This is a genomic window from Tengunoibacter tsumagoiensis, from assembly GCF_003967535.1.
Taxonomy (GTDB): Bacteria; Chloroflexota; Ktedonobacteria; order Ktedonobacterales; family Ktedonobacteraceae; genus Tengunoibacter; species Tengunoibacter tsumagoiensis.
On sequence record NZ_BIFR01000002.1, the window covers coordinates 1,905,867 to 1,920,253 of the forward strand.

A 14,387-nucleotide genomic window follows, 5' to 3' on the forward strand; every position below is an offset into this window, starting at 1 on the left:
GCTCTTCTCCTTCTCCTTACTCCTGGCTGAGCGGTGGGCATATTCATACTCATTATTCTTAACCCCATGCCCGGCGTCTCTTGCACTGGTTATCCAATTTTTCTGGCTTCACGGCACCTTTTATTTTATAGCAACCAGGAGGTAATATATGCAAATAATTACGATACCTCAGATTAATAGCAATGATGACACCTGCGTCCTGGTAGAATGGCTCTATGAGAATGGGCAAGAAGTAGATGAGGGGGCGCTTCTGGCAACGCTTGAAACTTCAAAAGCGACGATCGATCTCATGAGCCCTGGAATAGGCATCCTTCAGGTGCGTGGAAACGCTGGGGAAGAGTATGCTCCTGGCTCTGAAGTGGCCCTCCTCTTTGCAACTGCTGAGGAACGACAGGCCTTTCTCTCTCGAGAGACGGCAGATGCCCATGAGCTACCACAAAAGTATATTCTGACACAGGATGCTGAAGCGCTTGTGCGAGAACATCATATTTCTGACAACCAGCTTGCCTCTCTTGGCAAGAAATTTGTGAAAAAGGCCGATATTCTGTCATTGCTCGAAAATACAGATTCGAAACAACAGCCTGTACTAACGTCTCGTCAGCAGACTGTATTACAGTCAAAGCGTACTCAGTCTCTTGTTGCGCAAAGAGTTACGCTGGCCCATCAGACTATTCCAAGTGCCTTTGCTGCAATCAAAATCTTTTGTGATCCTGCCCTTCAGGCAATTACCCACTATATTGAGCGCGAAGGCGTGATCATCGGGCTGCTTGAGGTCTTCTTAAAAGAAGTGGGGGCGCTCTCCAGTCTCTATCCACAGTTTTACCAGAACCATGATCAGGGGGAAGCTGTCACAACTGGCATTGGCGTCACTATGGATGTGGGGACGGGGCTCTATATTCCTGTTCTAAAGGCCGTGGACACGAAATCGTTGGAGCAGATCGCCGATGAGCTGATGGAGGCTCGCCTTAAAGCACTCCAAAAAGCGTTTAAGGACGATGATCTTAGCGGTGGCGGACTTACTATTTCGGTGCATACAGAGCAAGATATTTTGCTCGCTCTGCCTATTATATTCCCTACTCAGACGGCTATGCTCTCGCTCTGTTCAGTACAGGATGAACTGTATTTTGATGACGAAGGACAGGTGCGCAGGCGGCAGTATATCACGCTTGGTGTGACGTACGATCATCGCTTCATCAATGGGGCAGAAGCAGTGCAGTTTCTTCAGGAGATCAAACGGAGACTTGAAAGCGTGAGCGAGAATAACGTATGATCCAGACCCTCTTTGAGGCACAGGTGCAACGAATGCCCGATGCAGTTGCTCTTTCACATCAACATGAACGGATGACCTATCAAGAACTCAATGAACGCTCCAACCAGCTTGCTCATTATCTGCAAACGCTGGGGGTAGGTCCTGAAGTTCTGGTTGCGCTCTACTTACCGCGTTCTATTGAACTCATTATCGCTTTTCTTGCTATTATCAAAGCTGGCGGTGCCTATGTGCCAGTGGATGCGACCTATCCACTGGACCGCCTGGCATTTATTCTCAATGATACTCAGGCCCCTATAGTAATTACGCATTCGTCTCTTCAACGGAATATGCCCAATATGGCTTCGCAGGTGCTGTGCCTCGATGCTCTCCAGCCTGTGTTAGCCTTCTACGAAAGGGGAAACCCTGCCTGTACTACTAACTATCAGAATCTTGCGTACGCTATCTATACTTCTGGTTCAACGGGAGAGCCGAAAGGGGTCCTTGTCGAACAGCAAAGTCTGCTCAATCTAATTGACTGGCATCTTACTGCATTTGCGGTTACGGCTGAGGATCGAGCCAGCCAGTTTGCCAGCATCAGTTTTGACGCCTCAGTCTGGGAGATCTGGCCTTATCTACTGATTGGAGCGAGCGTTCATCTCATTCCTGATCAGTTGCTCGGTGATCCTGAACAATTACAGCAGTGGCTTCTGGCTGAAAAGATTTCGATCAGTTTTCTGCCTACAATTATGGCAGAGGCCCTGTTGAGACGCTCATGGCACGAACAGAGCTCACTGCGTATTCTCCTTACAGGTGGTGATCGTTTACGCTTGTATCCACCTGCACAGCTTCCTTTTAAGGTTATCAATAATTATGGTCCAACGGAAGCAACGGTTGTGGCGACGTCTATTGAGCTCTCCGCAGATGCACAAGGTTCGTTCTTCCCTTCCATCGGCTGGCCTATTACCAATGTACAAGTGTATCTTCTGGATCAGGAGGGACACCCCGTCCCCATCGGCGAAACTGGTGAGCTCTGCATCGGTGGGCAAGGGCTTGCCCGTGGCTACCTCAAACGTCCGTTGTTAACACTTGAACGGTTTATTCCTGATCCCTTTGGCACTGGAGGAGAAGCACGCCTCTACAAAACTGGCGATTTCGCTCGTATGCGCTCAGATGGAGCACTGGAGTTTCTTGGCCGTCTTGATCAACAGGTAAAGTTGCGTGGCTTTCGCATTGAATTAGGAGAGATCGAGGCAACGCTCAATCGACATCCAGCGATTCAGGAGAGTCTGACGCTTTTACATGAAGATGGAGTTGGAGAGTCCCATCTTCTCGCCTATTTTATAGCACATGAACGTGCCTCCTGTGAGAGCGAAGAACTGAAACGTTTCCTTGCAAAATATTTGCCCGCTTATATGCTGCCGCGTGCATTAATACGCATAGAACGCTGGCCATTGACGCTTAATGGAAAACTTGATACAGCAGCCCTTCCATTGCCCTTTGGGATGAGGCCAGAGCTACACACAGTCTATGTTGAACCACAGACGCCGGTCGAAAAAGAGGTTGCAGCCATCTGGCGAACAGTTCTCCAGCTTGATCAGGTTGGCCGTAACGATCATTTTTTTGATCTGGGCGGCAACTCTTTACAGGCCACCCAGATTGTTGTTCGCCTGCGAGAACAGTTTGCTGTTACGATCGAACTTATGGACTTCTTTGATAATCCGACGATCGCTTTACAGTCTACCTATCTTGAAGAGAGCAGAGATCGGATCTTCTCTTCCGCTGAAGATGGGGTAAAAACGGCTCACCCGGCACAATTCCCACTGTCATTTGCCCAGGAAGCGCTCTGGATGATCGAACAGTTTCATACTGGTCTCCTGGCCTATACCGTTCCTTTGCTGTTTCATCTCCAGGGCAGACTCCATCTCTCGGCTCTGGAGCAGAGCCTTAGCCAACTCATTCTAGAGCATGAGAGTCTGCGTACTGTCTTTGTTGAGGAGGATGAAGAACCTGTACAAAAAATCATGCCTGCTTTTGCGCCGATCATCACCTGGTCTGATCTTTCACTTCTCAATACAACAGAACGCACACACCATATTCGTCAGGCAGTACAACATCGCTTCGATCTTGAACAGGGGCCGCTCTTTCTGGTGAAGCTTATCAAGCTCCAGACAGATGACCATTTATTGTTGCTCCTTTTTCATCATATTATTATCGATTGGTGGTCGGTACAGATTCTCTTTAAAGAGCTCTCTCTTCTCTACACGACCTTCTCGCAGCCCCAAATTATTGCGCAACCAGACCAGTTACGCGAGAGGAGTATATTTCATGCAGTAGATTATGCCATCTGGCAGAGGCAGTATCTGCAAGGGAGCGTCCTGACTCATCTTGTTGAATACTGGAAAAAACAGTTATCTGGAACACCATTTCCCTTACCACTGCCAACTGATCATCCTCGCCCTCTGCGTCCAACCTATTGTGGGGCTATCTATTATTTCACCTTGAACACCAGGTTAAGTTACGCACTACGCATGTTGAGTCGCAAAGAAAACTGTACGCTGTTTATGACACTACTGACAGCTGCACAGCTATTGCTAAAATCTCTTTGCAAGGTGAATGACATTGTTATTGGATCGCCTACCGCGAATCGGACACAGCGTGCGTTTGAGCCGCTGGTTGGCTACTTTGTAAATATCCTTCTTCTACGTACAAATTTAGCTGGAAACCCTGATCTTCGAGAGCTTCTGGCCCGTGTACGCGAGACAACCCTTGGAGCCTATCAACATCGGGAGCTTCCTTTTGAACTCCTGGTACAGCATCTGCAACCCTACCGAGATCACCGCTATCTTTCTCCACTCTTTCAGGTCGCCTTTCAATGCAAACCGCAATTTCCAGAGCTGACCCTACCGCACCTCCAGATACAATTGATCGAATTTGAGACAACGACGTCTAGATTTGATCTCAATATTGAATTTGAGGAAGCACAAGATCAATTGAAAGGAATGATAGAGTACAACACCGATATATTTATGGCTACGACTATTCAGCATTTTGCAAAGAGGCTTGAACAGATTCTCTGGTCGATGACTCTTGACCCCACCCAACAGATTGACGAGCTTTTAGCTCAAGTGGAAAGGAACGAAACCGTATGAGCGACTCACTTTTATCCGCCTCCTCACCCATGACCTTCACTAAGGACAACTGGAAGCAAACGGTTATAGCATGGAATCAGACTACCAGTCCCTATCCACGCGAAGCGTGCATCCATGAACTATTTGAACGGCAAGCAGCACAAACACCTGAAGCTATCGCTATTATCGCCGACAAACAAAAGATCAGCTACGCCCAACTGAATGAACAGGCCAACCACCTTGCCAGATCGTTGCGCCATCTGGGAGTCGGGCCAGAGATCTGCGTTGGGATCTGCATTGAACGATCCCTTGAAATGATCGTGGGGATACTGGGAATTCTCAAAGCTGGCGGAGCGTACGTCGCCTTTGCGCTTGATGAACCAAAAGAGCGGCTACGCTTTCTACTCGAAGACAGCGCGATTCAACTCCTCCTCACCCGTCAACGCTATAGCACCATCTTGCCAGGCTTCCAGGGAAAACTTTTTTATCTCGATGAAGACTATCCAACCTCGTCCACAATGGAGACTAATCCAGATGTCCTCCCCACTCCAACCGCGGAGAATCTGGCATATGTGATTGCAACCTCAGGCTCAACCGGAAAACCAAAAGGGGTCTGCATTACCCATCGCAATGTTGTACGCCTGGTAGCTTCACCCAATGTTGTAACCATTCAGCCACATGATATCTTTCTTCAATTCTCCCCTTTAACCTTTGATGCTTCAACGTTCGAGATCTGGGGGCCATTGCTCAATGGGGCATGCCTGGTCCTGTTTCCGCCACAACAACCAACGCTGGATGAGCTCGGCCTGTTCATCAAAGAACAGAACATCACTATTCTCTGGCTCACGGCTGGACTCTTTCATCAGATGATTGAGAGTCAGACGGAACACTTGCAACATGTGCAGCAACTGCTGGCAGGAGGAGATGTCCTCTCAACCTCGCATATGCGCAAGGCACTTGAAGAACTACCACACTGCCAACTCATCAATGGCTACGGGCCCACAGAGAACACCACCTTCACCTGCTATGGCCTGATTACAAAAACGACTGATCTGAGCCGATCTGTCCCAATCGGAAGGCCCGTCGCACAGACGCAGGTCTATGTACTGGATGAAAGACTCCAGCCTGTTCCCATGGGAGAGACTGGAGAACTTTATATTGGTGGAGATGGCGTAGCCCGTGGCTATCTGAATCGCCCCGAGCTTACAGCAGAGCTCTTCATCAATGATCCATTTCGTACAGACCAGGAGACCAGGCTCTATAAAACCGGCGATCTCGCCCGCTATCTTGCTGATGGCATGCTCGAATTTCTTGGGCGCAATGACCAGCAGGTGAAGATCCGCGGCTTTCGCGTTGAACTGGCCGAAGTGACTGCAGCACTCCAACGGCATTCAGACGTAAAGCAAGCCTTAATCATAGCCCGAGAAGATCCTCTGGGCGATAAAAGATTGCTGGCCTATGTGGTCCCTCAAAGCGGGTCCACCATGACCATCAAAGATCTCCGACGCTATCTCGTCACTCAATTACCCAATTACATGCTTCCTGCGGCCTACATTCTGCTTGATGCCCTGCCCTTAACGCTCCTGGGAAAGATTGATACAGCCTCCTTACCAGAACCAGCAGTGGATAGTGGAGCCTATTTTGTCGCCCCCCGTACCGTCGTTGAGGATCAGATCGCCCGTATCTTCGCAGATCTGCTTGGGATTTATCCAATCAGTGTGCAAGATAACTTTTTTGATCTGGGAGGCCATTCGCTGTTAGCACTCCGTCTGATCAGACGCTTGAAAAATCTCTTTGGAAAAGACATGCCCTTCACTATCTTTACTGATCTCACCGTTGAACGGCTGGCACAATTTCTCTATCAGCAGAGCGAGCTCCTACCAGCCTATTCACTTGTCTGTCTACAGGACAAAGGCACCAGGCCGCCACTGATCCTCATGCACCCTGCATCAGGCTTTATTTACCCTTATATGCAAATCAAATCGTTTATGCAGGAGGACCAGCCAGTTTATGCAATCGAGGAGTCGCACCTTTCCTCACAATGGCAGCCCTGCTCCAGTATCGATAAGCTAGCTGAGCGCTATCTGCCATTACTCAAAAACTTTCAGCCGGAAGGCCCATACTATCTGGGAGGGTGGTCCTTTGGAGGGCTGATTGCCTTTGAGATGGCTCGTCGCCTTCAGCAGAACGGAGAAAAGGTCGCATTGTTGGCAATGATTGACTCCAATCCTCCTCTGCCAGAATTCTTCCCACCCACTGAAGATGCAACATCTATCATTAGCTGGTCAGTAATGGGTCTGGCGGCCAGTTGGCCGAACCATCCCCAGGGCTACCTTCCGCAGTTCTTACCAGAAGCAGTATTGCGCAGCATGTCTCAGGAGCAGCAGTGGCAATACTATATGGAATTTGCGAGCAAAGTCAATTTCGCCGATACATTGGAACAGCTACAACGCTGGGTCGAGATCTTCCAGCACCACGTCCTTGCCAATCAGACGTATCAACCAGCAGGCGAACGGTATCCAGAAAAAGTGACCATGATAAAAATGATCATTCCAGGCGATAATGAACAAGAGGTCATTGACCACACAACATCCGTCTGGAGCGGATTTATCAGCGGACCAATTGAGGTCAGTACAGTTGAAGGTGATCATTTTGGGATCTTAGGCTCCGCCTGTCCTCTGATTGCCCAGCGCCTGGAGTATTATATCAACCAGCTTACCGATGGTGCTGAGAAGCAATAAACGGCCTGATTGGCTGGTCACGCCTTCTACGCTAGAGCAGCAACCGGCTAGAGAAGATCGGTATTCTTATGCGCAAAATGCCCTTGATGCCATAGCGACTGCTGAATACCATGTGGCAGTCGAACATACTGATGGTACGTCTTAAGAAGTTGAAAAAAGGAGTCATCTCGTATCTTTTTGCGGAGAATGACATATTGTCTTCTCCGCACATTTTCACTGGACATATGGAGCTCCTTACCCGTCTCTATCAGAGTGGAGCAATGGCCATCTACCAGACCAAGCCGTAAGAAGAGGAGTCGCATATCAAGTGCATCGATGCACTGAGAATCATAATAGCCCTGAATGAGGGTACTCAATTGCATGCGACAGGTGAGTACTTGCAGTTCTACATCGGGCGGCTGTCGTAGATCAGTGAACGTCTCAATAGCCTGCTCTTCATTCTCTTCATCGATCGGCATATCATCCCTCTATACTATTATCGGTTTCCATGGCCTTATTGCATTTAGATAAGGACATAAATTCTCCCAAATTAATAGCTTCAGTTGAAAGATAATACATGGTATACTGCTGCTATACTTCTTAATAATTGCTCATTTTCCACTTTACGATAAAATACCTTCTCAACACAGAGTAGAGAGAAGATCTATTTGAGGATCAGCCCGTGAGAGGCCTGGTTGAAAAAAATACTGGCGTTATCGTGTCTGGCTTTGCTTGCTTATGGGTGATGGTAAGAGCATATTGATGCTCATGAGTAGCACCCAGAGAGGAAATAATAAGAGGACATACTCCCATCTGGTGATGGTCACGAGCAAAATGAGCGCAATAGCATACCCTAGATACGCCAGCCAGCGTGGAAGAATACCTGTACGTACCAGAATAGTTGAGGTCGTAATCATAAATACAGCAGCCATTCTCAGAGCAAAGACATTCATCAGGACCGAGGTCGTATGGTGAGCAAAAGCAAGCACGAGAGATGAAGAAGGACCACGAACAGCCAGCGCCCCCCCAATAATCGCTGCCACGGCAAAGAGCATCGCCAGAAATAAGAGACCACTTCCCAGAAAGACCGTCGCAAAAAAACGATCTTCATACTCACCAATCCGATCTCGAACAACCCCAATAAACCATAAGAAGGCAATCCCGGCATAGGGTATTAAATTCAGGCCCCATATCCATAACTGGTCAGGCAGCCATGGCCCCTCTACGTCTGGCTTCGCAATCCCTGCAAGCAAGAGAAGAGAGGCCGAGAGAAGAAGAGCAAACAGAATGCCTGCAATCGCTGCTCCACGTGGTGTATGCAATCCCGTATGATGCTCTTTAGACAATCGTTGCGACCTTTTCTTTCTTGCATAGAATCTCGACAAGTTTCCGCTTTCAGTATAGCGGGAAGATCCAAAAAAATGGCAAAATACAAAGGTCCTGATATGCCAATCCTTTAGAAAGATGCCAGAGAAGGTGAAGTCAAGCGGGTGAAAGCTGTTCATTCCGTTGCTCATCTATAGGCCAATGGTCAGAAAAATACTTACCAGCCTCTTTCCAGGCGTCCCTCTAAAGAGCCTATTCTTGAGCTTGATCCGTATTCAAAGTAGTGAACTCATATATACTGTACGAAGGAAGGTTCCCACTGTATGACGACAAACCGAGGAGAGAAGCATTCAGGTCGCCCTACTTCAAGAAAAAGCTCTTATCAACGGTGGTGGCATGCCCTGCTCCACTGGTTGAAGCACAACACATTTGCGCCACAGTTTCTCAGGCCACAGCTACAGCATCCTCTCGCTGGATATCTCGTTGCGACATTTTTGCAAATTCTTATTATATTGATAAAGCTCTGGCTCGGTAACCTGTTCCCGGCGCTTCATTTCGTAGAAGTCTTTTTGATTCTCGTTGTCGTACTGGTCTCTTTAAATTGGGGCGCAGCTCCAGGGATGTTAGCAGCACTATTGGGAACGGTCCTTCTGCTCTGTTTTATTATCCCTCCCTATTTTCTTCCAACAATCAACCAGATAGAAGATATCCTTGAAATAAGTCTTTATACGCTTGCCAGTCTAGCTATTAGTCTGCTTGCTAGCCAGACACAAAGGGCTCGAACGGAAGCCGAGAGTGCTCAGAAGCGGGCCGATGCTCGAGCTCGTGAGTTAGAAGCAACGTTTAACGCGATAACCGATGGGGTTGTGCTCTATGATGCGGAAGGTCAGATGGTACAGATTAACGCAGCCTATCGAGAGCTCATTGCCTTAGACAAAGACCCTTCTCATTTACAACTGACACCAGCACAACGTGGCGCAATACTTGCACTACGCGATGAACAAGGGCAACCGCTTGACAGCGAGCAACAACCCGTTCAACGCATGCTGAATGGAGATCGTTTTTGGGGCGCGAAGGCTATGGATATTCAGATGCGCACATTAGATGGTCGCGAGATTCAACTCAACCTCGCAGGAACGCCTATGTACAATCAGGAGCAGGAATTGACGGGAGGAGTACTCATCTTCCGCGATGTGACTGAACGGCGCCGTCTTGAGCAGCGCACTCACGATGCCCTGGCCGCCCTCCTGACAATGACTGATGTACTGGTGCATACTCCTGTGCAAAGCAGAGATGACACAAGGCAACAGACAGCGCTCCGTCTTGTTGAGCTAACCTGCTCTTTGTTAGGCTGCCAGACCGCAAGTATCATTACTGTAGACCACGATACGCTCACATTCCAACCAATCGTTATGATAGGGATTCCAGCGGAGATAGAGCAACAAGTGCAGGCTCAGATAGCCCGGACAAATCTACGTGATTATTTTCGTCCAGAAGATATTCAGAAGCTCTATCGCGGCGAGTCGATTCTATCTGATCTCAGCCAATCTCGTACAGAGAAAGCTCCTGGCTACGGCCTTCGCTCTCTCTTAGGTGCTCCCATGCTCGTTGGTGAGAGACTTGTCGGTTTTATTTCTCTTGACTATGATACAACTGAGCATCGCTATCCACTCGAGGAGGAGCGGAGCCTCATTACGGCCATTGGCAAACTTGCAGCAGTGATCATCGAGCGAGAAAGATTAACACGGGAACGCACAGAAGCTCAAGCAGCAGAATTGGCGGCACGCGAGGCCAACGTGTTAAAAGATGAGTTTATTGGCATTGCTGGCCACGAACTGCGCACCCCACTTACGACCATTAAGGTCAGTGTGCAGCTCGCAAAACGTCAACTAGAACGTGTTCTTCAGCGAGATGATGCAGTCCCACCAGACTTGCTCAAAATCCTTACCAGTGTGGCAAGCTTCCTGGGTCGTACTGAGCGACAGGTGGGGGTGCAGGGCCGTCTCGTCAATGACCTTCTGGATGTCTCACGCATCGAGGCTGGCCGGCTAGAGCTGCATCCCGAACTGCATGATCTGGCTACTATCGTCCATGAAGTGGTGGAAGATCAGCAATTTCTGACTCCCGAACGCACGATTACGTTCACGAAACTATCACATGAGGAGCTATTAGTCACTGTCGATGCAGATCGTGTGCGCCAGGTAGTAAGCAACTATCTCTCGAATGCACTCAAATATTCTGAAGCGAGCAGGCCAGTCATTGTGGTTGTTGAACAAGTAGGCTCACGAGCACGTATGAGTGTCAGCGATCAGGGACCCGGGCTCTCTAACACCGAACAACTGCGCATCTGGGATCGCTTTTATCGCTCGCCTGATGTTGAGGTCAAGAGTGGATCTGGCGTGGGTCTGGGCCTGGGACTTCATATTAGCCGCACAATTATCGAACGTCAGGGAGGGAGTGTTGGCGTTCAGAGCCAGCCTGGCGCAGGCTCAACGTTCTGGTTTACCTTTCCACTGGCGGAACAGGAATAGTGGATCACTGCAAGCATTCTTTCTCATCTTTATTGTACCACCTTCTGTCTACCAGCACACTGCCTTTTTGGACGATTTTTTTTGAGGCTCCCTCCTCTATACTCAGGCGTAAGCGACTCTGCTCTGGCGCACCCGCAGCGATAGCTCTCCTTTGAGCCCGGATATCTCTCGTATTTACACTAAAAAAGCATCGGCTGTGGCAGATGTGCTCCAGACTCTTGTCGTGTGTGAAAGGATTCAACTGGATAGGAAAGAGAAAGAGATGGTATGACAGCAAACGAGCACGCTGTTCTGTTCCCAGGACGCTTCTCCTTGAGACGTTACACATATTTTAGACATACTGACATACGAACATACTGCCAATGCCAGGGCTGCTTCAGCTCCAGCTCGACTCTTTGGAATGAGTAACGAAGGAAGGTCTGTAATGATTGACGTAATTATTGTCGGTGGTGGACCGACCGGGTTAATGCTGGCCTGCGAGCTACGGCTGGCCGGAGTGCAAACGCTTGTGCTCGAGAAGTTGACGGAGCCAAGCCTGCAGTCCCGAGCCCTCGGCCTGCATGTACGCAGCGTCGAGGTAATGGACCAGCGTGGCCTGCTCGAACGGTTCCTCGCGGTCAGCGAGCGGTTCAAGATAGGTTTCTTTGCGGGCATCATGAAGCCATGGCCGGACCAGTTGGATACCGCACACCCATTCGGCCTTGCCATTCCACAAGCCGTCACTGAACGCTTGCTGAATGAGCGTGCGGTCGAACTTGGTACAGAGATCCGGCGGGGCTGCGAGCTGGTCGGGCTAAGCCAGGACGACTATGGAGTGACCGCTGAGCTGGCTGATGGCACACAACTACGTTCGCGCTACCTCGTTGGCTGCGACGGTGGCCGTAGTCTGGTACGCAGGCTACTCGGCGTTGGCTTCCCCGGTGAACCCACCAGGGTCGAGACGCTATTGGGGGCAATGGAGCTCACCGAGGACCCTGAAATAGTGGCGGCCAAAGTAGCCGAAGTCCGCAAGACCCAACTACGGTTTGGCCTGGGCCACATTGGGGACGGGGTCTATCGCGTCGTCGTTCCAGCCGAAGAGGTGGCCGAGGACCGTACAACTGCACCAACCCTCGAAGAGTTTAAGCAACAGTTAAAAGTATACGCTGGCACCGACTTTGGTGTACACTCACCACGCTGGCTATCGCGCTTCGGTGATGCTAGCCGACAGGTCGATCGCTATCGGGTCGGACGGGTATTGCTGGCCGGAGATGCGGCACATATCCACCCGCCGGTTGGTGGGCAGGGGCTCAACCTCGGCATCCAGGACGCGTTCAACCTCGGATGGAAACTGGCCGCAGAGGTCAACGGCTGGGCACCGGATGGGCTGCTAGACAGCTACCACGACGAACGCCTCCCGGTAGGAGCTCGGGTATTAGCCAACACTCGGGCTCAAGGTGTGCTGCTGGAAGACAATCCAGGCGCAAAGGCATTGCGGGCATTGTTCTCAGAACTATTGGAATTTGAGGATGTGAATCGATATCTGACCGAGATGATCACCGCCATCGAGGTCCGCTACAATCTTGGCGAGGGCCACAAACTGCTTGGCCGGCGACTGCGGGATATAGAGCTAAAGCGAGGTCGCCTCTACGAACTGATGCATAGCGGCCACGGGCTGCTGCTCGATCAGACTGGCCAGCTTTCGGTGGCCGGTTGGACAGGACGAGTCGATCATATCGTCGATGAAAGCCCGGAACTGGATGTACCAGCAGTGCTATTGCGGCCAGATGGCCACGTGGTATGGGTTGGCAAAGATCAGCAGGATCTCCTTGCCCATCTACCCAGGTGGTTCGGCACTGCCGTCAGCTAAGCACACAATTGTCACTGCCCATGAAGATCTGCCTCCAACGCAGCTTGATCAACAGTAACCCATGTGTGCTGTTGATCAAGGTAACCCCCGAGTATTTCCCTTTTAAAATCACAACAGGATTGGAGACCTGGTTTTATGCTTGCTTGCTGTTCAAAAAGGGAGTCATGATTGGTAGAAGGAAGTTCGTCTGATCGATAATATTATAGTGAGTGGCACCTGGCACAATGGCAAGTTGCGAAGCAATCAGGCCTTCTCCAGTCCAGCCCGCATCCTTCAGACCGCCTCCAAGAAGGGCAAAAAACTCTGCCGCATGCGAAGGAGGAAGAGCGTCAGAATCGCCTACAATAATTAAGACAGGATTTTTCAAAGCAGCCACCTGCTCCGTCCAATCATAATCCTGAATCATGCCCTCTCGCATGCTGACAATAAAGCGAGAAAAATCTTCTGGCCTGGGTGCTACAGCCACATAGGCATCATAAAGAGGCGTACCCGTCATATATTCAGGAGAGATAGCTCCCATGCCAACCTGGATATCGGGATACCAACCAGTCCGTTTAAAAGGCGTAGAGAGGACCACAAGTTTGTCTACCCGTTCTGGATGGCGAATAACGGTCTGAAGAGCCACGGCTCCACCAAGAGAGTAGCCAAAGATATCGGCTTTTTCAAAGCCCAGGTACTGAATAAGGCCAGCGATATCATCGCCTATCTGTCCTAGATCGAATGGGCGATCGGTCAGGGCTGTGCGCCCATGCCCATACAGGTCGACGCCAATCACCTGACGATCCTGGGCAAGTGTAGGCGCAAGTCCTGCAAGCATCGCAAAATTTCCCAGTCCTCCATGAAGCATCACCAGGGGCTTACCAGTACCATGGATCTCGTAATAAAGATTAATTCCATTGATAGAAGCGTATTGTCCGGAAGATGTATCTGTATTAGTAGTCATCTCTTCTCCATGTGTAAATATTTCTGCCCTTGGGTACAGGCAGGAAACAGCTACTGCCCGAAGGCAGAGTATGTTTGAATAGACCACACTGGTTATCTAACTTCTTTTGGCAGTACTTTGACGAAGCCTGTACATTCTGTGAGCAACATGTTGACCCACTGGTGAATGTTCTCTCCACAAGCATCTTTCCCAATCATTGCCCAACTATTACCTATTCTTTTAAGGGCATCAAAAAGCGGAAGAAAACAGGAGAGCTCGCCTCATTGTGAACCCACACTCTGCCAGACCCTTTCATGGCTTTCTTTCCACTTGAGATATGAAGGAGTGAACAGAGTGGAGTGGGAACACAGGAAAGAGACAAGCTACTTTCCCTACTTTACGGTGTTTTATATTTTAAATTGCGCAATACATGACAATACAAGTAGGGAAGGTCGCTTGTCTCCTTCCGCCATCGTGAAGCTCTACCATGTGAGCCCCTCCATAGCCTTGTTTCCCATGCCCCATTGAGCCATGGAGGGGTGACCAGAGTGGAGCAGGAACAGAGGAAAGAGACAAGCTACTTTCCCTACTTTACAGTGCGTGAGTTGTTTTTACGTGTTTGGGATGAGAAAAGCAGTAGAGAAGGTCGCTTGCCTCCTTCC

8 protein-coding genes are annotated in these 14,387 nt (G+C 49.7%); 5 read left to right on the top strand and 3 right to left on the bottom strand.

What is annotated here, in order from left to right; all coding sequences use genetic code 11:
- Window positions 1-148 precede the first annotated feature (148 nt).
- Genes EL628_RS27775 through EL628_RS27785 form a run of 3 tightly spaced genes read left to right on the top strand, consistent with a single transcriptional unit; the run spans window position 149 to window position 7,118 of the window.
- A complete protein-coding gene (locus EL628_RS27775; protein WP_126583228.1) occupies window positions 149-1,270 on the top strand; it encodes a 2-oxo acid dehydrogenase subunit E2 in 1,122 nt (373 codons plus the stop codon).
- Window positions 1,267-4,398 carry a non-ribosomal peptide synthetase gene (locus tag EL628_RS27780; RefSeq protein WP_126583229.1) on the top strand — a complete coding sequence of 1,044 codons (3,132 nt, stop codon included), beginning with the start codon at window positions 1,267-1,269 and terminating at the stop codon, window positions 4,396-4,398. Before EL628_RS27775 ends, EL628_RS27780 begins: the two co-directional genes overlap by 4 nt.
- Window positions 4,395-7,118: a non-ribosomal peptide synthetase gene (locus tag EL628_RS27785; protein ID WP_126583230.1), complete on the top strand. Its 2,724-nt coding sequence runs from the start codon at window positions 4,395-4,397 to the stop codon at window positions 7,116-7,118. The genes EL628_RS27780 and EL628_RS27785 overlap by 4 nt, the downstream gene beginning before the upstream one ends.
- A 47-nt stretch (window positions 7,119-7,165) precedes the next feature.
- Here EL628_RS27785 and EL628_RS27790 read toward each other — a convergent pair whose 3' ends face one another.
- Window positions 7,166-7,576: a hypothetical protein gene (locus tag EL628_RS27790; protein WP_126583231.1), complete on the bottom strand. Its 411-nt coding sequence runs from the start codon at window positions 7,574-7,576 to the stop codon at window positions 7,166-7,168.
- A gap of 234 nt (window positions 7,577-7,810) precedes the next feature.
- Window positions 7,811-8,419: a hypothetical protein gene (locus tag EL628_RS27795; protein ID WP_218029013.1), complete on the bottom strand. Its 609-nt coding sequence runs from the start codon at window positions 8,417-8,419 to the stop codon at window positions 7,811-7,813.
- A 327-nt stretch (window positions 8,420-8,746) separates the two neighbouring features.
- Between EL628_RS27795 and EL628_RS27800 the strand changes: the two genes are divergently transcribed.
- Both EL628_RS27800 and rox read left to right on the top strand, forming a co-directional pair.
- A complete protein-coding gene (locus tag EL628_RS27800; RefSeq protein ID WP_126583233.1) occupies window positions 8,747-10,954 on the top strand; it encodes an ATP-binding protein in 2,208 nt (735 codons plus the stop codon).
- A gap of 424 nt (window positions 10,955-11,378) precedes the next feature.
- Entirely contained in the window at window positions 11,379-12,803 is a 1,425-nt protein-coding gene (gene rox / locus EL628_RS27805) for a rifampin monooxygenase (protein WP_126583234.1), read from the top strand.
- A 133-nt stretch (window positions 12,804-12,936) separates the two neighbouring features.
- Here the strand turns inward: rox and EL628_RS27810 are convergent, their stop codons facing one another.
- Complete coding sequence (locus tag EL628_RS27810; RefSeq protein WP_126583235.1) at window positions 12,937-13,746, bottom strand: alpha/beta fold hydrolase; 810 nt, start codon at window positions 13,744-13,746, stop codon at window positions 12,937-12,939.
- Window positions 13,747-14,387 lie beyond the last annotated feature (641 nt).